Below are 24381 nucleotides of genomic sequence, written 5' to 3'. Positions count from 1 at the left end.
CCTGGGGAAGTCCAGCCGTTTTGCATCCCCGCCACGACAAAGAAGGAATCTGGCCATGCGTTGGGGCACCTATTTCGCCGTCTGCTCGGCGGTCATCAGCATCGGCCTGGCACTGGGCGTGACCATGCCACTGGTGTCGTTGCGCCTGGAGAGCTGGGGCTACGATTCCTTCGCCATCGGCGTGATGGCGGCCACGCCGGCAGTGGGCGTGCTGCTTGGCGCCTCGCTGGCCGGGCGCCTGGCGGCGCGTTTCGGCACCACCTTGCTGATGCAACTCTGCCTGTTGCTTGGCGCGCTGTCGGTGGCCGGGCTGGCGCTGGTGCAGAACTATGCCGTGTGGGTCGCCTTGCGCCTGTTCATCGGCGTGGCGCTGACCGTGGTGTTCGTCCTTGGCGAGAGCTGGATCAACCAGCTTGCCGTGGAGAAGTGGCGCGGGCGTCTGGTGGCGCTGTATGGCACCGGCTATGCGCTGAGCCAGCTCAGCGGCCCCTTGCTGCTTACTGCCTTGGGCACGGACAGCGACCGGGGCTTCTGGACGGGCGTGGGGCTGCTGGTCGGCGGTTCGCTGATCCTCCTCGGCCGCAGCGGCGCCCCCAGCGTCGATGCGCACAGCGCCTCGGGCCGGGGCCTGCCGCTGTTCTGCCGCAAGCTGCCGGCGATTGCCTGGGCGGTGATGCTGTTCGCCGCCTTCGAGGCGATGATGCTGACCCTGCTGCCGATCTATGGCTTGCGCCAGGGCTTCACCCAGGAGGTGGCGCTGCTGATGGTCAGCGTGGTGGTGATCGGCGATGCCGTACTGCAACTGCCCATCGGCTGGCTGGCCGACCGCATGTCGCGGCGTACCCTGTTCCGTGGCTGCGGGCTGGTGCTGCTGCTGTCCAGCCTGGCGATTCCGCTGTTGTTGCACACGCCGCTGATCTGGCCGGTGTTCATCGCCTTCGGTGCCAGTGCCGGCGGCCTGTTCACCCTGTCGCTGATCCTGATTGGCGAGCGCTACCGGGATGACGAGCTGGTGCGCGCCAATGCCCATGTCGCCCAGCTCTGGGGCCTGGGCTGCCTGATCGGGCCGCTGCTCACCGGCGCGGTGAGCCAGTGGCTGAGCGGCCACGCCCTGCCGCTGATGATGGCCGCTGGCGCCCTGGTGTTCATCGTGCTGGCGAGCCAGCGCAGTGCCTTTGCCGAATTCGACGGGGCGTCTGCCGCGCGTTCCTGATTCAGCGCCACTGGCTTAGCAGGCTGTTGAAAAACTACCTGCGTTGCCATTGCTGCGTTAAAAACAGGCTCGTGCGCGAGTCCGATCAAAATGCTCATTTACAACTCGTAAACCCGAGTGCGGGCCCAGTGCTTTTTTCACCTGTTTTTGCGGGGCCGCCATCGGTATTGCACTGGCTGCCTCGCCTTCGTTTTTCAACGGCCTGTTAGCGCTTGTGACTGCTCCAGCTCGCTGTCTTCGAGCAGCTCGGCGATGGTCGCGCCGATCTGCCGCACGGCGGCTTCGAGTGCCGCGCTGGGCGGCTCGGCGTAGTTCAGGCGGATGCAGTTACGGTACTTGCCGGCTGCCGAGAAGATGCTGCCCGGCGCCACCTGGATCTTGTGCGGCAGCAGGGCGCGATTGAGCTTCTGGCTGTCGAAGCCCTGGGGCATCTCCACCCAGAGCATGAAGCTGCCCTGTGGCTGACTGACCCGCGTGCCCGGCGGGAAGTAGCGGCTGACCCAGTCCACCATCAGATCACGGCCCCGCAGGTACTGCGCGCGCATGCGCCGCAGGTGCGGCTCGTAGTGGCCGTCGGCGAGGTATTCGGCCAGTGCCAGTTGCGGCAGTTGCGCGGTGCTGCCGGTGCCCAGGTACTTCATGTGCACTACCTGCTCCAGGTAGCGCCCTGGCGCTATCCAGCCCACGCGCAGGCCGGGCGCCAAGGTTTTGGAAAAGGAGCTGCAGAACAGCACGCGGCCGTCTTCGTCATAGGACTTGATGCTGCGCGGGCGCGGGTAGCTGTAGGCCAGGTCGGCGTAGACGTCGTCCTCGATGATGGCCACGTCGAAGCGTTGCGCCAGGGCCAGCAGGGCGCGCTTGTTGGCCTCGGGCATGATGTAGCCGAGCGGGTTGTTGCAGGTGGGCGTGAGCTGGATGGCCTTGATCGGCCACTGTTCCAGGGCCATTTCCAGGGCGTCGAGGTTGATCCCGGTGAGCGGGTCGGTGGGCAGCTCCAGGGCCTTCATGCCGAAGCCCTTGAGCGCCTGCATCACGCCATGGAAGCTGGGCGAGTCCACCGCGACGATGTCTCCCGGCTGGCAGATGGCGCGGATCGCTGCCGAGAGCGCTTCATGGCAGCCGGTGGTGATGACCAGGTCTTCGGCGGCCAGGCGGCAGCCGGAGTCGAGCATCAACCGGGCGACCTGCTGGCGCAGGCGAAGCTCGCCGCGTATGTCGCCGTAGGTGAGCACATCCGGTTCCTGGCGCCGCGCCTGACGCGAGAGATTGCGCAGCAGCGGCTTGAGGCTGGCACCGCTGATGTCCGGGCGGCCCCGGCCCAGTTGCAGGACATGCGGCTGCGCGGTGCTGCTGATCAGCTCCAGCACGTGATCCCACTGCGAGACCTCCACCGGCCTCTGTGCCGGCCGGCTGATCTGCGGCAGCGCGGGTGCCTGGCGCGGCGCACAGACGAAGTAGCCCGACTTGGGGCGCGGCGCGGCCAGGCCCTGGTCTTCCAGCAGGCGGTAGGCCTGCTGCACCGTGCTCAGGCTGACGCCGTGCTCCTGGCTCAGGTTGCGCACCGAAGGCAGGCGATCACCCGGGCGATACAGCCCCTGCTTGATGCGTGTGCCGATCTGTTCGGCCAGGTTCAGGTACAGCGTCATGGCAACCTCGTCGGCGAAACCAGTACAGATTGGCCCTCATTCGAGCATGCAGATGCTACTCAAGAGGTTTCTGTATGGAGTTAATAGAGGTTTTTTGAATCTGTCATGGTTTTTCTGTCTGGCGCATTCTGGTTTCCCATGAACGCACCAGGAGGACGGAGCCATGCGTGTGATCGACGAGGTAGCGAGAGGAGCGGACGGCATCGGCTTGCGTGAGACGGCGACCCAGCCTGAGCAGGGGCGGGGTTGGGCGAACGTCTGGCGCCGTTTCCACACCAGCCGTGAACTGCGCCACCTGAGCGACGAGGCCCTGGCCGACATCGGCCTGAGCCGCGCCGAAGCGAACCGCGAAGCGTATCTGCCGCTGTGGAAGATGTTCTAGGGTATAAATCCAGGCGGGGGGATTGGCCTCGTAGGGTGGGTTAGCAGCGCCGTGCACCACTCTGGCAGCCACGGCCAGGTTCGTGCGCTGCGTAACCCACCAGGCGGCCTATCAGGCGCTTGCCGAACCCCGCTTACAGCACTTCCTTCAATCGATGCCAGAGCATGCCCAGCGCCAGCAAGGGCGAGCGCAGGTACTGGCCGCCAGGGAAGGTCATGTGCGGCACCTTGGCGAACAACTCGAAACCGCCGCCGACCTGGCCGGCGATGGCCTCGCCGAGCAACTTGCCGGCCAGGTGCGTGGCATTCACGCCATGGCCGGAATAGGCCTGGGCGTAGAACACATTGGGCTGATCCTTGAGCTGGCCGATCTGCGGCAGGCGGTTGGCACCGATGCCGATCATGCCGCCCCACTGGTAGTCGATGCGCACGTTGGCCAGTTGCGGGAACACCTTGAGCATCTTCGGCCGCATGTAACCGGCGATATCCGCTGGGTCGCGCCCGGAGTAGTGGCAGGCGCCGCCGAACAGCAGGCGGCGGTCGGCGGAGAGGCGGTAGTAATCCACCGTCACGCGCTGGTCGCACAGCGCCATGTTCTGCGGGATCAGTTGCCGCGCCTGCTCTTCGGACAGCGGCTCGGTGGCGATGATGTAGCTGCCGGCGGGCAGCACCTTGCCGCCCAGCTGCGAGTTCAGGCCATTGAGGTAGGCATTGCAGGCCAGCACCAGGGTGCTGGCGCGCACCTGCCCGCTGGCGGTGTGTACGCGCACTTCGCTGCCGTAGTCGATGCGGGTGACGGCCGAATCCTCGAACAGTTGCACGCCCAGCGACTGCGCCGCCGCCGCTTCGCCGAGCGCCAGATTGAGCGGGTGCAGGTGGCCGGAGCCCGTATCGATCATGGCGCCGTGGTAGTTGTCCGAGCCCACCACCTCGTGCACGCGTTCCTTGGGGATCAGGCGCAGTTCGTGACGGTAGCCGAGGCTTTCCAGCTCGGCCTTGTCGGCGGCGAAGTCATCGAGGTGGGCGGGCTTGTTGGCCAGGTCGCAATAGCCCCAGGTCAGGTCGCAGTCGATCTGGAACTGGGCGACGCGCTCGCGCACGATCTCCACCGCCTCCAGGCCCATCAGCTTGAACTGGCGCACGCCTTCCTCGCCGACCGCCGACGCGAACTGCTCGACGCCATGGCCGACACCGCGAATCAACTGCCCACCGTTGCGCCCGCTGGCGCCCCAACCGATCTTGTGGGCTTCCAGCAGGGCCACGCTGAAACCCTTCTGCGCCAGCTCGATGGCCGTGTTCAGACCACTGAAGCCGCCACCGACCACGCACACGTCCACCTTCAGCTCGCCTTGCAGCGGCGGGTAGGCCAACTGGCGATTGAGGCTGGCGGCATAGTAGGACGCGGCATGTTGAGGCTGGTGAACGCGGGCGTTCATGTGCGAAATCCTGAATGGCTGTGTGGAAAATTCAACGCAGAATAAGCGCGGTAGCGGCAGTGCGCCAAGAGGTTAGTGGAAAATGCCTGTGGTTTCGTCCGTCGCCGCGCAGAAAGGGTTCGGCAATGAGCGGCCCCGGATTGCATCCGGGCTACGCTAGACTGTCGGTTCCGTTTCAGGATCACCGAACATGAGCTGCACCGACCGCAAGATCGATCACCTGCGCCGGCAGATTCCGCGCTTCGACTGCGTGCCCGGCTGCCATGACTGCTGCGGGCCGGTCACCGCCTCGTCCGAAGAGCTGGCGCGTCTACCGGTCAAGAGCGATGCCGAGCACGATGCCGCCCTGGCCGAGTACAACTGCGTGCACCTGGGGCCCAATGGCTGCGAGGTGTATGACCAGCGCCCGCTGATCTGCCGCCTGTTCGGCACCACACCGAACCTGCCGTGCCCCCATGGGCGCGGCCCCGAGCAGCCCATCGAGCCGGCGGTGGAGCGCCAGGTGCACCACCTGATCGCCACCACCCGCCAGCGCCTGGTGTAAATCCCTGGGGATGCTGTGGCGCAGCGCATAAAGAACGCTATTCCGTAGGAGCGAGCTCTGCTCGCGAACCTGGCCACGCAAAAGCTTCGCGAGCAGAGCTCGCTCCTACGGATTCACTCCGGTACGGAGAGTGCCAGCGTTCATCCTTCTTGCTTGTAGCTTGCCGCTGCTTCACTCCGGCACGGGCAAGGCCAGCGATTCCTTCACCTCTTCCATGACGATATAGCTCTTCGATTCGCGCACATGTGGCAGCTTGAGCAGGATGTCGCCGAGCAGCTTGCGATAGCTGGCCATCTCGTTGATGCGCGCCTTCACCAGATAGTCGAAGTCGCCGGAGACCAGGTGGCATTCCAGTACGTGCGGCAGCTTGAGCACGGCGCGGCGGAATTCCTCGAAGGTGTCGCCGGACTTGTAGTCCAGGCTGATCTCGACGAACACCAGCAGGCTGGCCTTGAGGTGCTGCGGGTTGAGGCGGGCGTGGTAGCCCATGATGATGCCTTCGCGCTCCAGGCGGCGTACGCGTTCGGTGCAGGGCGTGGTCGACAGCCCCACGCGCTCGCCCAGTTCGGTGAAGCTGATGCGCCCGTCCTCCTGCAGGAGACGCAGGATGTTGCGGTCGATCTTGTCCAGTTCACGACGGCTTTGATGTTGGGTTCTCATGGGGAATCCGCCTCTGTAAATCGACTTTTTGCCGAGAATTCTCGCCAAATATAGCTGTGTATATGGTGAAAAGCACTGCTCGGCTCTTCCTATACTGCGCCCATCGACAACAATGGCCTGTGATGCACGCGCCCTGGGCGCGGCGGGGAGAAAAACATGCGTGTTCTGGTTCTCGGCAGCGGTGTGATTGGCACTGCCAGTGCTTACTACCTCGCCCGTCAGGGCTTCGAGGTGGTGGTGGTCGACCGCCAGGACGGCCCGGCCTTGGAAACCAGCTTTGCCAACGCCGGCCAGGTCTCCCCTGGCTATGCCTCGCCCTGGGCCGCTCCGGGCGTGCCGCTGAAAGCTATCAAGTGGTTGCTGCAGAAGCACGCGCCGCTGGCGATCAAGGCCACTGGCGATGTCGACCAGTACCTGTGGATGGCGCAGATGCTGCGCAACTGCACCGCCAGCCGCTATGCGATCAACAAGGAGCGTATGGTGCGTCTGTCCGAGTACAGCCGCGACTGCCTCGACGAGCTGCGTGCCGAAACCGGCATCGCCTACGAAGGCCGCCAGCTCGGCACCACCCAACTGTTCCGCACCCAGGCCCAGGTCGATGCCGCCGCCAAGGACATCGCCGTGCTGGAAGCTTCCGGCGTGCCCTTCGAGCTGCTCGACCGCGATGCCATTGCTCGCGTCGAACCGGCCCTGGCCGGCGTCAAGCACAAGCTGGCCGGCGCCCTGCGTCTGCCCAACGACCAGACCGGCGACTGCCAGATGTTCACCACCAAGCTGGCGGACATGGCCAAGGCGCTCGGCGTCGAATTCCGTTTCGGCCAGAACATCCAGCGCCTGGACGCTGTAGGCGAGCGCATCAACGGCGTGTGGATTGACGGCAAGCTGGAAACCGCCGACCGCTACGTGCTGGCCCTCGGCAGCTACAGCCCGCAACTGCTCAAGCCGCTGGGCATCCGCGCACCGGTGTACCCGCTCAAGGGCTATTCGCTGACCGTGCCCATCGTCGATGCGGACATGGCGCCCAAGTCGACCATCCTCGACGAAACCTACAAGGTGGCCATCACCCGTTTCGACAATCGCATCCGCGTGGGCGGCATGGCCGAGATCGCCGGTTTCGACCTGTCGCTCAACCCGCGTCGCCGCGAAACCCTGGAGATGATCACCGCCGACCTCTACCCGCAAGGCGGCGACCTGCAGCGCGCCGATTTCTGGACCGGCCTGCGTCCGGCCACGCCCGATGGTACCCCCATCGTCGGCGCCACCGCCTACCGCAACCTGTTCCTCAACACCGGTCACGGCACCCTGGGCTGGACCATGGCCTGCGGTTCCGGTCGTTTGCTCGCTGACCTGATGGCCAACAAGCGCCCACAGATCAGTGCCGACGGCCTGGATATCTCGCGTTATTCGCGCAAGGCCCGTGAGGTGCACAGCGCGCCGCAGCCGCTGCGCACCTGATAGCCTTCGCGTTCTTTCAGTTCAAGGAGCTTTACCCCTATGTCGATCCAACGCCTGCATGTGGAAAAGCGCTACAGCGAAGTGGTGATCCACAACGGCACCGTCTACCTCGCCGGTCAGTTGGCCGATGACTTCGGCGGCGACATCCGCGAGCAGACCCGTCAGACCCTGGCCAATATCGACAAGATGCTGGCCGAGGCAGGCAGCGACAAGAGCAAGATTCTCTCGCTGACCATCTTCCTCAAGGACATGGCCGATTACGGCGGTCTCAACGCCGAGTACGACGCCTGGGTCGCCGAAGGCAACGCACCGGCTCGCGCCTGCGTCGAGGCGCAGATGTACAAGCCCGAAGTGCTGGTGGAAATGTGCGTGGTGGCCGCCGTTTGAGGTGGCCACCTGTTCCAGACAATTTTTGTGTTGGCTTCTCGCCCGGTTCCCCGCCGGGCTTTTTTATAGCCTGTAGCCCGGATGCAATCCGGGCTACGAAACCAGCGAAGCAGTGAGAAATAACGAACCATGCGCCCCGCCCGTGCCCTGATCGACCTCGATGCCCTGCGTCATAACTACCGACTGGCCCGCGAACTGAGCGGCGCTCGTGCCTTGGCCGTGGTCAAGGCCGACGCCTATGGGCACGGTGCGGTGCGTTGTGCACAGGCGTTGGAAAGCGAGGCCGACGGCTTCGCCGTGGCCTGCATCGAAGAGGCGTTGGCGCTGCGCGAGGCCGGTATCCGCGCGCCTATCCTGTTGCTCGAAGGCTTCTTCGAGGCCGAGGAGCTGACGCTGATCGACCAGCATGACCTGTGGTGCGTGGTGCATGCCCAGTGGCAGATCGAGGCCATCGAGCAGGCGCGCCTGAGCAGGCCGCTGACGCTCTGGCTCAAGCTGGATTCCGGCATGCATCGGGTCGGCCTGCACCCGGCCGAGTACCAGGACGCCTACCGTCGCCTGCTGGCCAGCGGCAAAGTCAGCAAGATCGTGTTGATGAGCCACTTCGCTCGCGCCGACGAACCTGAGTGCGAGCGCACGGCCGAGCAACTGGCGGTGTTCCAGCAGGCGCGCGAGGGCCTGGCTGCCGAGGTCAGCCTGCGCAACTCGCCGGCCGTGCTGGGCTGGCCACAGCTATTTGAAAAGACGGGGGCGAGCGACTGGGTGCGCCCGGGCATCATGCTGTATGGCGCCACGCCGTTCGAGCAGGCGCAGGAGCAGGCGGCGCGCCTGCAGCCGGTGATGACCCTGGAATCCAAGATCATCAGCGTGCGTGAGCTGCCGGCCGGCGAGCCGGTGGGCTATGGCGCGCGCTTCATCGCCGAGCGACCGACCCGCGTCGGTGTGGTTGCCATGGGCTATGCCGACGGTTATCCGCGCCACGCGCCAAGCGGCACTCCGGTGGCGGTGGATGGCCAGCTCAGCCGGCTGATCGGCCGCGTATCGATGGACATGCTCACCGTCGACCTCACCGACCTGCCGCAGGCGGGTCTGGGCAGCCGGGTCGAGTTATGGGGCAAGCAGGTGCTGGCCAGCGAGGTGGCCATGGCGGCGGGCAGCATTCCCTACCAGATCTTCTGCAACCTGCGCCGGGCGCCGCTGCACTATGTCGGGGAATGAGCCCGCCTTCTGTAGGGGAGTCTGCACGCTGCTGTTGTAAATTCCGAACGCTATGCCATGATACGGACACTTTTTCCGTATCCACCTCTTGAGGGAGGGCAACCACATTGGACGTCGGCGTTCGCCTGCAATCGATTCGTAAGCTCAAAGGTCTATCCCAGCGTGAACTCGCCAAGCGTGCGGGCGTCACCAACAGCACCATCTCGATGATCGAGAAGAACAGCGTCAGCCCCTCCATCAGTTCGCTGAAGAAGGTGCTCAGTGGTATTCCCATGTCGCTGGTGGAGTTCTTCTCCCTCGATCTGGAGCAGGAGAACCAGACTCAGGTGGTCTACCGTGCGGCCGAGCTGACCGACATCTGCAGTGGCGCCATCACCATGAAACTGATCGGCAAGGCCCATCCCAGCCGCGCCATCGCCTTTCTCGACGAAACCTACCCGGCCGGCGCCGACACCGGCGACGACATGTATGCCCACGAAGGTGAAGAGGCCGGCATGCTGGTCGAAGGGCGTCTGGAGCTGACCGTCGGCAACGAGGTGTTCGTGCTGGAGCCGGGCGACAGCTACTACTTCGAGAGCAGCAAACCGCACCGCTTTCGCAACCCCTTCGACGTGCCCGCGCGGCTGATCAGCGCCACCTCGCCGGCGAATTTCTAAAAGGCAGCTATAAGCCACAAGCTTCAAGCTGCAAGTAACAGCACTGGGGCCAACCGTTTTGCTTGTCGCTTGTGGCTGCCTTCCTGCGACAAATGTGTTGTTTCAGCCAGGCTGGCTAATCGTTATACTGTCGCCCGCTCGCGAAACCGTGGCCGCGGGCGTGACTAGCCACGAAGAGGGTGTACCGTGAATCTGATGAAGAACATGCTGGCAGCTCCGGCTGTCGTATTGGCCCTGTGGGCAGTGACTGCTCAGGCCACGACCGATGAAGCCATTGCCGAACGCCTCAAGCCGGTCGGTGAAGTGTGCGTCATGGGTGAAGAGTGCAAGGGCGTGGAAACCGTCGCTGCATCCGCCGGTGGTGGTGCGCGCAGCGCCGATGACATCATCGCCAAGCACTGCAACGCCTGCCATGGCACTGGCGTGCTGGGCGCACCGAAGATCGGTGACACCGCTGCCTGGAAAGACCGCGCCGACCACCAGGGCGGCCTCGACGGCATCCTGGCCAAGGCCATCTCCGGCATCAACGCCATGCCGCCGAAGGGCACCTGTGCTGATTGCTCGGAAGACGAGCTGCGCGCCGCCATCAAGAAGATGTCTGGCCTGTAAGCCCAACGCTTCCGAAAGAGCCGCCTCAAAACAGACTGTGTGAAAACTACTGCGCTCGGTCATGCTGCGTTAAAAAACGACTCAAAATGCTCATTTACAACTCGTAAACTGCGCTTTTTCGCCGTTTTTTGCCTTGCCTGACCTTCGCTCGCTACGTTTTCACACGGTCTGCAAAAGGCGGCTTTTTTCTGCGCGTCGTTCGGCAGTTTGCGGGCTGATTGTTTAGCCAGTTGCAATCCGAAGGTCTGAAAAACCCGATTTAACGCACGTCAAACCCTGTGCGACGCTGCCAAACCATGATCTCCCTGGCCTGCCAAGTCCATGTTCCGCTCTACCGCGCCCCGGCGCGCAGGCGCCCGTTGCAGCAGCTCAACCCGCTGCTGACGATCATCCTCGCCTTCTGGGCCTTGTGGCACTGCCGCCACGCGCGCCCGCCGGATACCGTCCCCGCCCGCTGAATACCGATGGCTGCGCCATGCCCGCAGCCGCTGCTATCACCTTGTCTGCCTGTGCAACCCGTCGAGCCATCGTGCGGGCCGTGCGGACACCGAGCGCGCCACTGGCGCAAGCGAGCGCAACATGACGAGTTTCGCCCCCGTGCAGGAAGCCCAGGGCTTCCTGAGCGATAACCCCGATATCGAACTGATCGAGCTGTTCATCCTCGACGCCAATGGCGTGCCGCGCGGCAAGCTGCTGCACCGCGAAGAACTGTTGGCGCTGTACCAGAGCGGCCGGCCACTGCCGAGCACCATGCTCGGCCTGAGCATCCAGGGTGAGGATGTCGAGGACACCGGCCTGGTCTGGGAGGTGGGCGATATCGATTGCCGTGCCTACCCGCTGCCCGGCAGCCTGGTGCGCCTGCCCTGGCGGCAGATTCCCACCGCCGCCGTGCAGGTGTCCATGCACCCGAGCGAAGGCCTGCCGGCCACCCCGGCTGATCCACGGCAGTTGCTGGTGCGAGTGATCGAGCAGCTTGAAACCGATGGCTACCACCCGGTGATGGCCTGCGAGCTGGAGTTCTATCTGCTCGACCAGCAGCGCGACGCTCAGGGCCGCCCGCAACCGGCTCTGGACGCCGACGGTGGCCGCCCACGGCAGACCCAGGTCTATGGCTTGCGCGAGCTGGAGCAGATCGAACCCTTCCTGCGCGATCTCTATGCCGCCTGCAAGGCGCAGGGCATTCCGGCGCGCACGGCGATTTCCGAATACGCTCCCGGCCAGGTGGAAATCACCCTGGAGCATGGCCCGGCGCTGGCGGCCATGGATCAGGCGGTGCGCTACAAGCGCCTGGTCAAGGGCGTGGCCCATGCCCACGGCATGCAGGCCTGCTTTATGGCCAAACCTTTCGACCACCTGGCCGGCACCGGCATGCATATGCATGTCAGCCTGGCCGATGGGCAGGGCAACAATCTGTTCGCCAGTGAAGATCCCGCCGGTACGCCGCTGCTGCGTCAGGCGGTGGGCGGCATGCTCGCCTGCCTGCTCGACTCGCTGCTGCTGTTCTGCCCCAATGCCAATTCCTACCGGCGTTTCCAGGCCAACAGCTATGCGCCGCTGGCGCCCACCTGGGGTGTGGATAACCGTACCGTCAGCCTGCGCGTGCCGGGCGGCCCGGCCAATACCCGGCATGTCGAGCACCGTATCTGTGGTGCCGATGCCAACCCCTATCTCGCCGCTGCGGCGATACTCGCCGGCATTCACCGAGGCATTCGCGAAAACCTCGACCCCGGTGCGCCGGTGGAGGGCAACGGCTATGCCCAGGCCACGGAACATCTGCCGACCCAGTGGTCGGCGGCTATCCAGGCGCTGGAAGATTCAGGCTGGGCGCGCGAAGCCTTTGGCGGCGAGTTCCTCAAGGTCTATCTCGCGGTCAAGCGCGCCGAGTATCGCCAGTTCATGGGCGAGGTCGGTGAGCAGGACTGGCGCTGGTATCTGAGCAATGCCTGACCGCGAACCGCGAATTTTTCGGTGCGCACAGCGCACCCTACGGCGGTGCAGCCGCCCCAAGGACATGCAATGAACATGATCGAGCAACCCGTCAAACCCGCCGCCGAGCGCGCGCCGTCCTACTATGCGGCCTCGCTCAATTTCGAGAGCGACTACCCGACGCTGCAAGGCAGCGTCACCGTCGACGTGGCCATCATCGGTGGCGGTTTCACCGGCATCGCCACAGCGGTGGAGCTGGCCGAGCGCGGCCTCAAGGTGGCCGTGGTGGAAACCCACAAGGTCGGCTGGGGGGCCAGTGGGCGCAATGGCGGCCAAGTCACCGGCAGCCTGTCCGGCGACGAGGCCATGCGCAAGCAGATGCGCAACAGCCTGGGTGAGGAGGTGGACGACTTCATCTGGCACCTGCGCTGGCGCGGCCACGAGATCATCAAGAACCGCGTGGCCAGGTACGGCATCGCCTGCGACCTCAAGCACGGCCACCTGCATACGGCGATGAAGCCCAGCCACATGGACGAGCTCAAGGCCTCCTTTGAGGAAGCGCTGCGTCGTGGCATGGAGGCTGATGTCTCTCTGCTCGATGCTGCCGGTGTGCGTGCGCAACTGGGCAGCGAGCTGTACTGCGGCGCGCTGAAGAACACCCGCAACATGCACTTGCACCCGCTCAACCTGTGCCTGGGCGAGGCCAGGGCGGCCGAGAGCCTGGGCGCGCTGATCTTCGAGCACTCCGAGGTGCTGGATATCGTCCACGGCCCGCGCCCGGCGGTGGTCACCACGGGCGGGCGCATCGAGGCCAAGCAGGTGCTGCTGGCCGGTGACGTCTACCACAAGCTGGAGCGGCGCAAACTCAAGGGCCTGATCTTCCCGGCCATGGGCGGCATCGTCACCACCGCGCCCCTGAGTCAGGCGCAGATCGAGGCAATCAACCCCTTCGATCTGGCGGTCTACGATTGCCGCTTCGTGCTCGACTACTACCGCCTTACCGGCGACGGCCGCCTGCTGTTCGGCGGCGGCGCCAACTACTCCGGGCGCGACTCACGCGACATCGCCGGCGAGCTGCGCCCGTGCATCGAGCGCACCTTCCCGCAGCTCAAGGGCGTGCCGATCGACTTCCAGTGGAGCTGCGCCATGGGCATCGTGATGAACCGCATCCCGCAACTGGGCAAGCTGTCGAGCAACGTCTGGTACTGCCAGGGCTACTCCGGCCATGGCGTGGCGACCAGCCACATCATGGGTGAGATCATGGCCAAGGCCATCACCGGCGATCTGGAACAGTTCGACACCTTCGCCGCCTGCAAACACATCAAGGTGCCGCTGGGCGACCAGCTCGGCAACCCGATGCTGGCGGCGGGCATGTGGTACTACCAGATGTTGGAGAAACTGCGCTGACGCCAGGTATTAACCGCCCTGCGCCTGCAGGAACAAGGCAAACAACTCCGACTGCGACTTGATCCCCAGCTTGCTGTAGACGTGCTTGCGGTGCACCTTCACGGTTTCCGCCGAGATCGCCAGCTTGCGCGCCACTTCCTTGCTAGAGTGGCCGCTGAGCATCAGCCGCACCACTTCCAGTTCGCGCCCGGTCAGCGCCGTTTCCACTTGCCGGGCCATCTGTTCCAGGCGTTCCTGCCAGGGCGGCGGGGCGCTGGGTTCGCCCGGCTCCGGTTCAAAGGCCAGGCGCTGGCGCATCAGCGCGGTGACCCAGGGCTGCACCAGGCTGAGCAGGGCGATCTGTTCCGGGCGGAAGGCCTGGCGCGAGCCCAGCGACAGGCACAGGGTGCGCTCGCCGGGCAGCGGCAGGTTGATCTGCACTTCGTCCGCCACCACGTTGAGGCTGAAGTAACGGCGGAAGTAGTCGGTCTGCTCGAAGCACTCCGGGGCCACGTCGGCCAGGCGCACCAGGCCGTCGCGGCGGCCTTCGCGGCTGGCGATGTAGAAGGGGTCGAGCAGGTACAGACCGCGCAAGTAATCCTGAAACAGCAGGTCGGGCTCGCCGTCGTCGCCAGCGCATTCGGCCAGCACCTGCGGCCGCCCTTCGCTGAAGATCAGCGCTACCCAGCTGTCGTGCGCCACGTACTGGCCCAGGGTGCGCACCAGGGCGCGCCAGAAGTGCGGGCTGGGCAGGGCGTCGATGAGTTCGCCTACGCTGCGGTGAAAGGCGATGTCGTGCAAGGTCATGGTCATGCCTCTACCCCCCGGGGGTTACCCCACGTGCGTGATTTCGCCCGGGCGACCCTGTCTCCATACTCGAACCCTGGCGGATGGCTGCCGGCATTCTGGGTAGCCGCCGCGCGCCGTGCAACAACAAGAATCGGAGCCCTGTCATGCAAGTCGAACTCGTCCAGCTCGCTGGCCGTGATGGCGATACCGCCTACAACCTCGCTGCCGCGCTGGAGGCCATTGCCGGTTGCGCGGCTGGCACTCGCCTGGTGGTGTTCCCGGAAACCTACCTGACCGGCTTCCCCACTGCCGAGAACATCGCCGCCCTGGCCGAGCCGCTCGATGGCCCGAGCCTGCAGGCGATCCGTCGCGCCGCTGCCGAACGTGGCCTGGCCGTGGCCATCGGCATCGCCGAAAACGACAACGGCCGCTACTACAACACCACGGTATTGCTCGATGGCGACGACCTCGTGCTCAAGTATCGCAAGACCCACCTGTGGGCATCGGATCGCGGCGTGTTCGAGCCGGGCGACCGTTACGCCACGGCGTTGCTCGATGGCGTGCGCGTCGGCCTGCTGGTGTGCTTCGACATCGAATTCCCGGAAAGCGCCCGCGCCCTGGGTGAGCTGGGCGCCGAGCTGCTGATCGTCACCAACGGCAACATGGATCCCTACGGGCCGACGCACCGCACCGCGATCATGGCGCGGGCCATGGAGAACCAGGCCTATGCGGTGATGACCAATCGCGTCGGCGAGGGCGACGATGGCCTGGTATTCGCCGGCGGCAGCGCGGTAGTCGACCCCAGCGGCAACCTGCTGCTGGAGGCTGGGCGCGAGCCGTGCCGGCAGACCATCGAGCTGGATTTCCAGCGCCTGGCCGAGGCGCGTCGCGACTACCGCTACCTGGATGAGCGACGGATACCGCTGCCCGGCCAGCGTATCGATCACGCAGACGGTCTGCGTGAGCTGCTGATCCCCTGACTTCTCTTATCGACGGGCGCCATCGATGCGCCCGCAGTGGCTTTTGCCGCGCGTTTTTGCCGACTTCGGCTCTGCCATAACAATTTAAAGAACGGGAGTAGCAAGTAATGGCTCGTCTGCAACGATCCCTCTCACTGGGCGCGGTGGTGCTGTTCGGCATCGCCTACATGACACCCATCATCGTCCTCGGCACCTTCGGCATCCTCGCCGAGATCAGCCGTGGCGCGGTGCCCGCCGCATACGTCGCCGCCTCGCTGGCGATGCTCTTCACCGCCCTCAGTTATGCACGCATGGCCGCGTTGTTCCCGGTGGCCGGCTCGGCCTACAGCTATGTGCGCCGCAGCATCAACGATCACCTGGGCTTCATCGCCGGCTGGTCGGTGTTGCTCGACTACCTGTTCCTGCCCATGGCCATCTGGTTGATCGGCGCGGCCTATCTGCACTCGGCTTTTCCCGAGGTGCCGCAGGCGTTGTGGGTGCTGGCCTTCATCCTGGTCACCAGCCTGATCAACGTGATCGGTCTGCGCCTGGCCAAGGGCATCAACGGCGTGCTGATGCTGGTGCAGTTTCTGGTACTGCTGGCCTTCGTAGCACTCTGCGTGCACTACGTGCTGGGCGATGCCAGCAAGCCTTTGTGGTCGCTCGAGCCCTTCATCGGCGAGGGCGTGAACGTTTCGCTGGTGATGGCCGGCGCGGCAGTGGCCTGCTACTCCTTCCTTGGTTTCGATGCGGTCAGCACCCTGACCGAGGAAACCCATGAACCGCAGCGCACCATTCCGCGAGCGATCCTGCTGATCACCCTGATCGGCGGCCTGATCTTCGTGGTCACCGCCTACTTCGTGCAGTTGGCGCACCCGTCCAGCGTGTTCGAGAGCAGCGATGCGGCGGCCTACGAGATTGCCCGCAACATCGGCGGCGATCTGTTCGTGTCGTTCTTCCTCATCGGGCTGATCGTTGGCCAGTTCACCTCGGGTCTATCGGCTCAGGCCAGCGCCTCGCGCCTGATGTACGCCATGGGCCGCGACGGCGTGCTGTCGCGTGCCCTGCTGGGCACCCTGAGCCCACGTTTCGGCACCCCGGTAGGCGCCATCGTGGTGTGTGCGGTGGTGGCCTTGCTGGCGCTGAAGCTGGATGTAACCACCTCGACGTCCTTCATCAACTTCGGCGCCTTCCTGGCCTTCAGCCTGGTCAACCTCTCGGTGATCGTGCACTTCGCCCGTCAGCCGCAGGCGCGCGGCCCATTGCAGGTGCTGCGCTACCTGCTGTGCCCGGCACTCGGCATGCTGGCGACGCTGTGGCTGATGGTCAGCCTGGATCGCCTGGCGATCATGCTCGGCTGCGCCTGGCTGGTGATCGGTGGTCTGTATCTGGCCTGGCTTACCGGCGGTTTCCGACGCCGTCCGCCGGAGCTGCACTTCGACGCGGATGCCTGAGCCTTGGCCTGCTTGCCAGAGCACCAACGGCACTCTAGCCCTACCCGCCGTCAGGCGGGGAGGGCTGAGCTCGACCCCGGCCCATCCTGCGAACGGTTGCTGGCATGCAACCATGACGGCGACGATGCAGTCCAAGCCGCAATTGCCAGGCATGTCCTGAGGAGCGCCAGATGCCGTACACCTGTAGCCTCGAGCAAGCCGTCGACCGCGTCTTGAGCGAAATCGACGGGCCCATCCACCTCGGTTTGCCGTTGGGGCTGGGCAAGCCCAATCGCTGGGTCAATGCGCTCTATGCGCGGGTGCGGCAGATGCCCGAGCGGCAAATGACCATCTACACCGCGCTGTGCCTGGCGCGTCCGCGTGCCGGGCAGGAGCTGCAGCAACGCTTTATCGAGCCCTTCGTCGAGCGGGTCTTCGGTGATTACCCCGAGCTGGATTTTCTCGCCGATCTGCACAGCGGCGACCTGCCGACCAACGTCAGGGTCGAGCAGTTCTTCTTCCAGCCGGGCAGCCTGCTGGAGTGCGAGCCGGCGCAGCAGGATTACATCAGCAGCAACTACAGCCACGTCGCCCGTGACCTCAATGCCAAGGGCTTGAACGTGGTGGCCCAGCTCGTTGCCGCCGATGCCGGGCAGCCCGAGCACTTCAGCTTGAGCTGCAACCCAGACGTCAGCCTCGACCTGCTGCCCTTGCTGCAGCGGCGTCGCGCCGCTGGCGAAACCATTCTCAGCGTGGCCCAGATCCACAGCGACCTGCCGTACATGGCGGGCGATGCCGAGGTGCCGCGCGAGACCTTCGACATTCACATAGTCGAGGACGAGCGCACCACGCTGTTCTCCACGCCGAACATGCCGGTGTCGCTGCAGGATCATTGCATCGGCCTGCTGGCCAGCAGCCTGGTGCGCGATGGCGGCACCCTGCAGATCGGCATCGGTTCGATGGGCGACGCCCTGGCGGCGGCGCTGATGGCGCGCCAGCAGGACAACGCCGGCTATCGCGCCCTGTTGCAGGATCTTGGCGCGCAGCACTGGGCGCAGGCGATCTCCGCCAATGGCGGCCTGCAACCCCTAGATCAGGGCCTGTACGGCTGCAGCGAAATGTTCGTCAACGGCCTGCTGGCCCTGGCCGAGGCTGGCCTGGTGCGGCGCCAGGTCTACGCGGATCTGCGTCTGCAACGCCTGGCCGACAGCGGCGCGCTGGATGAGCAAGGGCGCCTGCGCAGCGTGCAGGCCCTGCTCGACGCCGGGCTGCCGGCGCAACTGGGGGCGGATGACCTGCACTGGTTGCGCGGCAGTGGCCTGCTGCAAGACGATGTGCAGTGGCAGGACGGCTGTTTGCAGTGGCCCGACGGCAGCCGCGTGGCGGCGGATCTACGCGACCCGCAGACGCAGGCGCGCCTGCAAGCCTGCCTCGGCAGTGCCGGTAATGGGGTGGTGCTGCATGGTGGCTTCTTCCTCGGCCCGGCAAGCTTCTATCGACGCCTGCGTGAACTCGATGACGGCGAGCGCCAACGCTTCGCCATGACCGGCATCCGCTACATCAACGAGCTGTACGGCGAGGAGGCGCTCAAGCGTCTGCAGCGTCGCGACGCGCGCTTTATCAACACCGTGTTCACCATGACCCTGCTCGGTGCCGGCGTGGCCGACCAGCTGGAGGATGGCCGCGTGCTCAGCGGTGTGGGTGGGCAGTACAACTTCGTCGCCCAGGCCCATGCCCTGGAGGATGCCCGTTCGATCCTGCTGCTGCGCAGTTGGCGCGAGTCAGGCGGTGAGCTCAGCTCCAACATCGTCTGGGAGTATGGCCACGCCACCATTCCCCGGCACCTACGCGACATGGTGGTGACCGAGTACGGCATCGCCGACCTTCGCGGCAAGACCGATGCCCAGGTGATCGAGGCACTGCTGAACATCAGCGACTCGCGCTTCCAGCCGCAATTGATCGAGCAGGCCAAACAGGCCGGCAAGCTGCCCGAGGATTTCTGCCTGGACGAACGCTTCACCCAGAATCTGCCAGAGCGTCTGGAACAAGTGCGCGAACGCCATGCGGCATTGCTGGACGAATACCCCTTGGGCTGCGACTTCAGCCCCGTGGAGCAGGATCTGCTGCGCGCCCTCAACTGGCTCAAGAGCAAGCTGCGCCTGAGCGAGGTGCTGGAGCTGGGCAAGGCCACCCTCGATGCCCCGGAGCCGGCTGCCTTCGCCGAGCATCTGCGGCGCATGAGCCTGGAGGCGCCGGAAGGTGTGCGCGAAGCCCTGTATCAGCGCTTGTTGTTGGCGGGTTTGCAGGCAACGAGCGTGGGTTAGGCGCAGTCACCCATAGCCTGCGCATCGGCTCGATCGAGAGGGCGCACTAGCCCGGCCGCCGCCACACACTGGCCAGCCAGGGTTGCTGCTCGCGGGGCAGGCCGGCGGGGCGGTAGTAATGCTCCAGCTCGACGAAGCCGGCGGCGGTGAGTCGGGCGCGCCAGCGTTCCAGGTCGTGGTAGCTGCCGTAGCGCGGGCCGTTCCAGCCCTCCTGGTTGTCGCCGCGCGGGTTGGAGCAGAACAGCACACCGCCGGGCTTGAGCGCTGCATGCAACTGGCCGAGCACGCGCGGCAGTTCCTGATCCGGCACATGGAAGAGGCTGGCGTTGGCGAAAATGCCGTCGAAGTGCGCGGTCGGCAGATCCAGTTCGAGAAAGCTCTGCTGCCATACCTGGCAGCCGCTGTCGGCACGCGCCATGGCAACGAATTCGGCGCAGCCATCCAGGCCGATGGCCTCGTGGCCGAGGGCGCGGAAGGTACGCAGATCCCGCCCCGGCCCGCAGCCGAAATCGAGGATGCGCCAGGGGGCGATGCCCTCGATATGACGCAGCAGCGCGGCGATATTCTGGCTCACGTCATGGTCGCGGGTGCCCTCGCGAAAGTCTTCGGCGCTGCCTTGGTAATGGGCCAGGGTGAGGGCGCTGATCTGTGCGAGTTCGTCGGGGCTCAGGGGCATGGTGGGGCTCCGGCAAAAAGGGCCATTAAACCCCGTCACTGTGCTTCGGGGTAGCCAGGCGTGGATGACGCATATCATCCACCGCTGTTCTCGCCTCTTGGTGGACGGGTGAAGCGTCGTCCACCCTACGCTGGACTGTGGGAGGGGGTTTAGCCGCGACAGTCCGTAGCCCGGATGCAATCCGGGGACGCTGTGCCAGGGATTCCCGGATTACATCCGGGCCACGTGGATGGTCAGTGCGGGTGGATCGCACTCTATCGAGCCAGCCGGGCTCATGTCCCGTTGTCTTCACGGAGGTGACAGATTCCACCGCGTATCGGTGCAACCTACGCAACAGCCTGTTCGTTCGTTTGCCCCGGGCTTGGGCTTTGCCGTAGATTGGCCGGCTCACCTCGACCGGAACCCACCGGTCATGCTTCCGAGATATCTGTCGTGTCCGCTGCCCCTGCCTCCGTTTACCGCCTGCCCGGCTTCCTGCCATTTCTCATCGCCCGCATCGTGGTGGTCTTCGCCGTGCAGATCCAGGCCATCGTGGTCGCCTGGCAGGTCTACGACCTGACCCGCGATCCGCTGTCGCTGGCCTATGTCGGCCTGGCTCAGTTCATCCCCATGCTGCTGCTGCTGATGCCGGCGGGCGATCTGATCGACCGCTACGACCGCAAACTGATCCTCATGCTCAGTTGGCTGGTGGAGGGCCTGTGCGCCGGTGCGCTGCTGTGGTTGTCGCTGAGTGGAGCGTCGGTCACCTGGTACTACGCAGTGCTGGTGCTTTACGGCTGCGGCCGCGCCTTCACCGGGCCTGCGCTGTCCAGCTTGCTGCCACAGATCGTGCCGCGCGAGCGCCTGGCGGCAGCCATCGCCGCCAACAGCATGATCATGCGCGGCGCGACCATCTCCGGCCCGGTGATTGGCGGCGGCCTGTACGCTATCGGTGGCGGCGGGTTGACCTACTCGGTGTGCCTGGCTTGCTTCCTCGCTGGCTGCGTGCTGCTGCAGCGCGTACCGGTGCTCTATGCCGAGAAGATGCAGGCGCTGGAGTCCACTGCCTGGGCGCGCTTCACCGCTGGCATCCACTTCATCCGCACGCGGCCGATCATCCTCGGCACCATCTCGCTGGATCTGTTCGCCGTGCTGCTTGGCGGCGTGGTGGCGCTGCTGCCGATCTACGCCCAGGAAGTGCTTGAGGTTGGCCCGACGGGCCTTGGCTTGCTGCGTAGCGCCATGGCCATAGGTGAGGTGTCGGTGGGCCTGTACCTGAGCATGAAACCCTTCAACCGCCATGTCGGCCTGGTGATGTTCGGCGCGGTGGCCTTGTTCGGCCTGGCCAACCTGGTGTTCGCCCTGTCCAGCCTGTTCTGGCTGTCGTTCGCCGCACTGGTGGTGGCCGGCGGCGCGGACATGGTGAGCATGTACATCCGCTCATCCCTGGTGCAGTTCTCCACCCCGGACGCCATGCGTGGTCGGGTCAATGCGGTGAACATGCTGTTTATCGGCTCCTCCAACGAGCTGGGCGAATTCCGCGCCGGCACCAGCGCCGCCTGGTTCGGCGTGGTGCCGGCCGCGCTGCTCGGCTGCGCCTGCACTCTGACCGTCACCGGCGGCTGGATGCTCGGCTTCAAGAGCCTGCGCAAGGTCGATCGCTTTGAGGATGCTTCGCCGAGCAAGGCAGGCTGACGTAGGGCGGCCCGGGACGCCGGCCGCTCGTTCTCGAAGCGAGCAGCCCGCCAGCGAGTGCGGGTGTACGTAGATCAACGACCGTAGGATGGGTAGAGCAATGTCAAACCCATCACCGCAATTGTCTTGATCAACTCAGGCGACTTGCTGCTCCTGCCCAGGAATGGTGGACAAGCTTCGCGTTGCCCACCCTACACCACGGTTTTCCCGTAGGGTGGATAACGTTTTTTTCATCCGCCGTTGGGCGAGGTTGTTCAGGCTACTTGCTAACTCTATTCGGTAGATATATTGATTATTTTTCTAGTGCTATGGTAAGGCCAGTTCAGGCTAGAGAATACTACTGCGGTGACAAGGAGCAGTAGAGCCAAAAGAGTTAGACCCAGAAATGTGAGGCTGTTGCTCGAGTCGATGTTAAAGCCTGCGTAAATCATTACAAATATTGCATATGCACCTACTAAGTAGCAAAGAGTCGTTACGATCCAGCGCATTATGTGCTCATGCCATTCTAGTTTGGCAGAGATTTTAGTGCCTGTTAATGAGATGTTTGAGTATGCTCTTCTTATGTCGTGCCAGCCAATCTTGCGCTGATATTTTTTGTGAAATTTTATAAGCGCCTCTCTCATTTCGGCGTCTGCATTTATTTCATAGTACTTGCGGAAGGCGTGTCTCTCCAGGTGCTCTCTAAGAAATTCGTTGGCATCTTTTCCGAGCTTTTGAGAATCAAGCAGGACTCGTGCCAAATCATGTTCTTTTTCTTTTCTGTCAGAAAAGTGAGCGAAAATCTTGAATGGCTCCTTCTTTAAGGTGTAGTAAACAGCTAGGAATAAAAAAGCAATCCAAACTTTGTCGCCTGTTATGTTTGTGGTGAAGTATTTTATTAGCTCTTCCATGATAGCGGGCTCTGAGGTTTGTTTAAAAGATGTACGTTTCTTCCTGCGAAGAATATGGGCTTTTTGTTGGTGGTGTCAGTGCGTGTCCTCTTTTAATTAGGGGTTATGTTATGCGGGAAATATGTAGAACAAAAAATTCAGATGCCCAGAATGCTAGTTTCTTACAAAGCTCTAAATGCTCATGACTGACGGTTTGCTCTCCGTGGGCGATGTCATTTCGTATGTCCGATAGTTTAATACATTGATCTATATCAAATTCGTGTTCTAAAGCGCTTAGCAGAAAATATATTTTTGTGCGTTGGCTGCCTTTTGTGCTTAGAGAGAATTCGGCGATATCAATTGCTATCTGGCTATTTGATGGGCAATGTTTGTTAGAAGCTAAATCATCTGAAATTATTTCCAGTACGCTGTAGTAGGAAAGAAAGCTGTATCTTCTCGAGATGGTCTCGAGATTACCTGCTTCTTTCAGTCGGTTGCGTATGGCTGCGGCTTTCTTTGATCTTCTGTCCAGCCTTGTAGAAACCTTTTCATAGGCATCTACGATGCTATGAATATTTTTATTAGGTAGGCTTTGGTGGCGGCTCTGCATTGATACTCGACCTCCGCCGCCAATAGCTTCTATCCATTCTCCGTCGTACTCTTCCCACTGAGTATAATTAAGCGGTAAGCGATAATTAAATCCTACAAGTGGGAGAACTCTATCAAGGCATTCATGAATGTCAAAATTGTTACCCGCACGGTGTGTTTCGCTTTCTGAAATAATTTCGCACACGAAGGCTGGCATGTATCCTTCGATTTCCCCGTGAAAGTTATTGACTTCTGGCAGGGGGATTAAAGATAGTTCGTATCCGTTAAGCTTGAAATTTGCCTGAGTTAATATGCTGTTGCTTGAATAAACAAGTGATCTCAGTTTGTATCTGGTCGGTGGTATTCCTGCTCTGTGATAATGTAACCACTTTTCAGCATCTTCGCGCTTCAATTTTATCTGCCCTTAGCATAACTGTGGTTAGGCGAAGTAGGTGTCGTGTTTGTCCGCGACGCCAGTCGCACAACCTTCCTTATCGCCCTGCAAGTCCTTGTTTCGCTGAGAGAGGTCGCAATAAACGCGATAGTCTCTGGAGAGAAACACGAAAGAGATAACGGCAAGCCCAATCCGCTGGATCAGCGCACCAGCAGAACCAAGCCAGAAACCTATTCCATCCACCGCTGCACTGTCCATGCTTTGCGGGCGAAATGCCATCTCGGTCATTTTCCCGTCGCATGGCGTGGATCCAGATCTCTCCACTCCCACCCACAAATTCTGTGAAAACCTCTGTGGATAACCTTTGCAAAAGCCCTCCTCGCCTAGCATTCAAGCGGGTCATGGTAGGCCGCTCAGTTTTTGCCCAATGACGCTCTGCTGACGTTATCGCCAGGCGGAATATCCCAGTGAATCAATCACTTGGTGGGAGTTTTCAACAGCCGGGCAGGGCAGCGGCGGGTTGCCGGGCGTCATGCACAGAATCTGGGGAAAGCGCTGTGGATAAGGTCTGGGAAAACCTCTTGGAGCCAGGCGGGGCAAGGGTTGCGTGGGGCTGGTGGTTTTTCGTGCGATGTCGCTCGGCTGTCATCTTCTATAGCTAAATTGGCCGGCTGATCGTAGGGCGGCCTCAGGAGCGCCAGCGAACAGCCCGCCGGGCCATGCCGAGTTCGGCACCATGACTCACGGCCAACACTCCCGCCAACGGCGTACTGCTCCGTGCCTAAGCCCTACGCGCAACTTGCCATCGCTTGGTGGGTTACGCGGCGCGTTGAGTGGGAGAGTGGCTGTTAGTGAGGGTTTTTGCGCCGCCCACCCTACGGGTGCCATGTTCATGCCGCGCAGCGGCCCTGTCGCCGCTGAAGCGCCTCCCACAGGGCTGATCCCACTGCATCAATACGATTTATTTACGCCCCAGTGGTGGGACGGCAATCGAATTTTTACGGCCTGCCTTCCGACAATGCTCGCGAGCGGATTCCCCGCATCGTGGAGCTTTGCACATGAACGCAATCGATGGTGTGTCGCTGATCCTGGTGGTCGGCCTCTTCGCCTATCTGCTGGTGGCGCTGCTCACCGCAGGGCGTGGTTGAGGAGGCGGCC

23 protein-coding genes are annotated in these 24381 nt (G+C 63.3%); 15 read left to right on the top strand and 8 right to left on the bottom strand.

Translation table 11 applies throughout. From position 1 onward, the window contains the following. Positions 1-55: 55 nt before the first annotated feature. Positions 56-1213, top strand: coding sequence for an MFS transporter (locus ACSVIK_RS05065; RefSeq protein WP_442443275.1), 1158 nt, complete (start codon positions 56-58; stop codon positions 1211-1213). Positions 1214-1407: 194 nt separating this feature from the next. On the opposite strand, the gene ACSVIK_RS05060 is transcribed toward ACSVIK_RS05065, so the two are convergent. Further along, complete coding sequence (locus ACSVIK_RS05060; protein ID WP_442443274.1) at positions 1408-2859, bottom strand: aminotransferase-like domain-containing protein; 1452 nt, start codon at positions 2857-2859, stop codon at positions 1408-1410. Between the two features lie 163 nt (positions 2860-3022). On the opposite strand from ACSVIK_RS05060, the gene ACSVIK_RS05055 reads away from it, so the two are divergent. Continuing rightward, positions 3023-3241, top strand: a complete 219-nt coding sequence (locus ACSVIK_RS05055; protein ID WP_442443273.1) for a DUF1127 domain-containing protein — start codon at positions 3023-3025, stop codon at positions 3239-3241. A 133-nt stretch (positions 3242-3374) separates the two neighbouring features. On the opposite strand, the gene ACSVIK_RS05050 is transcribed toward ACSVIK_RS05055, so the two are convergent. Further along, on the bottom strand, positions 3375-4676 hold the full coding sequence (locus tag ACSVIK_RS05050; RefSeq protein ID WP_442443272.1) for an NAD(P)/FAD-dependent oxidoreductase: 1302 nt from the start codon (positions 4674-4676) through the stop codon (positions 3375-3377). Positions 4677-4866: 190 nt separating this feature from the next. Here ACSVIK_RS05050 and ACSVIK_RS05045 point away from each other — a divergent pair, with 190 nt between their 5' ends. After that, positions 4867-5220, top strand: coding sequence for a YkgJ family cysteine cluster protein (locus ACSVIK_RS05045; RefSeq protein WP_442443271.1), 354 nt, complete (start codon positions 4867-4869; stop codon positions 5218-5220). Positions 5221-5391: 171 nt separating this feature from the next. On the opposite strand, the gene dadR is transcribed toward ACSVIK_RS05045, so the two are convergent. Further along, positions 5392-5880 carry a transcriptional regulator DadR gene (gene dadR / locus ACSVIK_RS05040; protein WP_442443270.1) on the bottom strand — a complete coding sequence of 163 codons (489 nt, stop codon included), beginning with the start codon at positions 5878-5880 and terminating at the stop codon, positions 5392-5394. Positions 5881-6036: 156 nt separating this feature from the next. Here dadR and dadA point away from each other — a divergent pair, with 156 nt between their 5' ends. From dadA to ACSVIK_RS05005, 7 genes are all read left to right on the top strand, one after another. Then, complete coding sequence (gene dadA / locus ACSVIK_RS05035) at positions 6037-7335, top strand: D-amino acid dehydrogenase (RefSeq protein WP_442443269.1); 1299 nt, start codon at positions 6037-6039, stop codon at positions 7333-7335. Positions 7336-7374: 39 nt separating this feature from the next. Continuing rightward, positions 7375-7722 carry a RidA family protein gene (locus ACSVIK_RS05030; protein ID WP_268180551.1) on the top strand — a complete coding sequence of 116 codons (348 nt, stop codon included), beginning with the start codon at positions 7375-7377 and terminating at the stop codon, positions 7720-7722. A gap of 129 nt (positions 7723-7851) precedes the next feature. Beyond that, positions 7852-8940: an alanine racemase gene (alr, locus tag ACSVIK_RS05025; protein WP_442443268.1), complete on the top strand. Its 1089-nt coding sequence runs from the start codon at positions 7852-7854 to the stop codon at positions 8938-8940. 107 nt (positions 8941-9047) lie between these two features. Continuing rightward, a complete protein-coding gene (locus tag ACSVIK_RS05020) occupies positions 9048-9596 on the top strand; it encodes a cupin domain-containing protein (RefSeq protein ID WP_268180555.1) in 549 nt (182 codons plus the stop codon). A 186-nt stretch (positions 9597-9782) separates the two neighbouring features. Then, on the top strand, positions 9783-10205 hold the full coding sequence (locus tag ACSVIK_RS05015; protein ID WP_346772060.1) for a c-type cytochrome: 423 nt from the start codon (positions 9783-9785) through the stop codon (positions 10203-10205). Between the two features lie 579 nt (positions 10206-10784). Further along, positions 10785-12152 carry a glutamine synthetase family protein gene (locus ACSVIK_RS05010; protein WP_442443267.1) on the top strand — a complete coding sequence of 456 codons (1368 nt, stop codon included), beginning with the start codon at positions 10785-10787 and terminating at the stop codon, positions 12150-12152. Between the two features lie 75 nt (positions 12153-12227). Further along, the gene (locus tag ACSVIK_RS05005) at positions 12228-13538 is read left to right on the top strand and encodes an NAD(P)/FAD-dependent oxidoreductase (protein ID WP_442443266.1); all 1311 of its coding nucleotides are present in this window, start codon (positions 12228-12230) and stop codon (positions 13536-13538) included. Positions 13539-13547: 9 nt separating this feature from the next. Here ACSVIK_RS05005 and ACSVIK_RS05000 read toward each other — a convergent pair whose 3' ends face one another. Next, entirely contained in the window at positions 13548-14330 is a 783-nt protein-coding gene (locus tag ACSVIK_RS05000; protein WP_322979539.1) for a helix-turn-helix transcriptional regulator, read from the bottom strand. A gap of 140 nt (positions 14331-14470) precedes the next feature. On the opposite strand from ACSVIK_RS05000, the gene ACSVIK_RS04995 reads away from it, so the two are divergent. The 3 genes from ACSVIK_RS04995 (at position 14471) to ACSVIK_RS04985 (ending at position 19022) form a co-directional block, all read left to right on the top strand. Further along, positions 14471-15286 (top strand): carbon-nitrogen hydrolase family protein, encoded by an 816-nt coding sequence (locus ACSVIK_RS04995; RefSeq protein WP_442443265.1) that lies wholly within the window; start codon positions 14471-14473, stop codon positions 15284-15286. A 107-nt stretch (positions 15287-15393) separates the two neighbouring features. After that, entirely contained in the window at positions 15394-16719 is a 1326-nt protein-coding gene (locus ACSVIK_RS04990; RefSeq protein WP_442443264.1) for an APC family permease, read from the top strand. A gap of 170 nt (positions 16720-16889) precedes the next feature. Further along, positions 16890-19022 (top strand): acetyl-CoA hydrolase/transferase C-terminal domain-containing protein, encoded by a 2133-nt coding sequence (locus ACSVIK_RS04985; protein ID WP_442443263.1) that lies wholly within the window; start codon positions 16890-16892, stop codon positions 19020-19022. A 46-nt stretch (positions 19023-19068) separates the two neighbouring features. Here the strand turns inward: ACSVIK_RS04985 and ACSVIK_RS04980 are convergent, their stop codons facing one another. Continuing rightward, positions 19069-19698 carry a class I SAM-dependent methyltransferase gene (locus ACSVIK_RS04980; protein ID WP_442443262.1) on the bottom strand — a complete coding sequence of 210 codons (630 nt, stop codon included), beginning with the start codon at positions 19696-19698 and terminating at the stop codon, positions 19069-19071. A gap of 432 nt (positions 19699-20130) precedes the next feature. On the opposite strand from ACSVIK_RS04980, the gene ACSVIK_RS04975 reads away from it, so the two are divergent. Next, on the top strand, positions 20131-21372 hold the full coding sequence (locus tag ACSVIK_RS04975; RefSeq protein WP_442443261.1) for an MFS transporter: 1242 nt from the start codon (positions 20131-20133) through the stop codon (positions 21370-21372). Between the two features lie 272 nt (positions 21373-21644). Here the strand turns inward: ACSVIK_RS04975 and ACSVIK_RS04970 are convergent, their stop codons facing one another. The 3 genes from ACSVIK_RS04970 to ACSVIK_RS04960 all read right to left on the bottom strand — a co-directional run bounded on the left by ACSVIK_RS04970 (position 21645) and on the right by ACSVIK_RS04960 (position 23511). Further along, positions 21645-22262, bottom strand: a complete 618-nt coding sequence (locus ACSVIK_RS04970) for a hypothetical protein (protein ID WP_442443260.1) — start codon at positions 22260-22262, stop codon at positions 21645-21647. Between the two features lie 103 nt (positions 22263-22365). Then, positions 22366-23241: a hypothetical protein gene (locus ACSVIK_RS04965; protein ID WP_442443259.1), complete on the bottom strand. Its 876-nt coding sequence runs from the start codon at positions 23239-23241 to the stop codon at positions 22366-22368. A gap of 27 nt (positions 23242-23268) precedes the next feature. Further along, a complete protein-coding gene (locus ACSVIK_RS04960) occupies positions 23269-23511 on the bottom strand; it encodes a hypothetical protein (protein ID WP_442443258.1) in 243 nt (80 codons plus the stop codon). A 770-nt stretch (positions 23512-24281) separates the two neighbouring features. On the opposite strand from ACSVIK_RS04960, the gene kdpF reads away from it, so the two are divergent. After that, positions 24282-24371, top strand: a complete 90-nt coding sequence (kdpF, locus tag ACSVIK_RS04955) for a K(+)-transporting ATPase subunit F (RefSeq protein WP_017676012.1) — start codon at positions 24282-24284, stop codon at positions 24369-24371. Positions 24372-24381: the final 10 nt, after the last annotated feature.

The sequence above is a fragment of the Pseudomonas sp. NCHU5216 genome (assembly GCF_052156495.1).
GTDB lineage: Bacteria > Pseudomonadota > Gammaproteobacteria > Pseudomonadales > Pseudomonadaceae > Aquipseudomonas.
The sequence above is the reverse complement of the archived record's forward strand: the minus strand, read 5'-3'. Positions and strand labels throughout refer to the sequence as shown.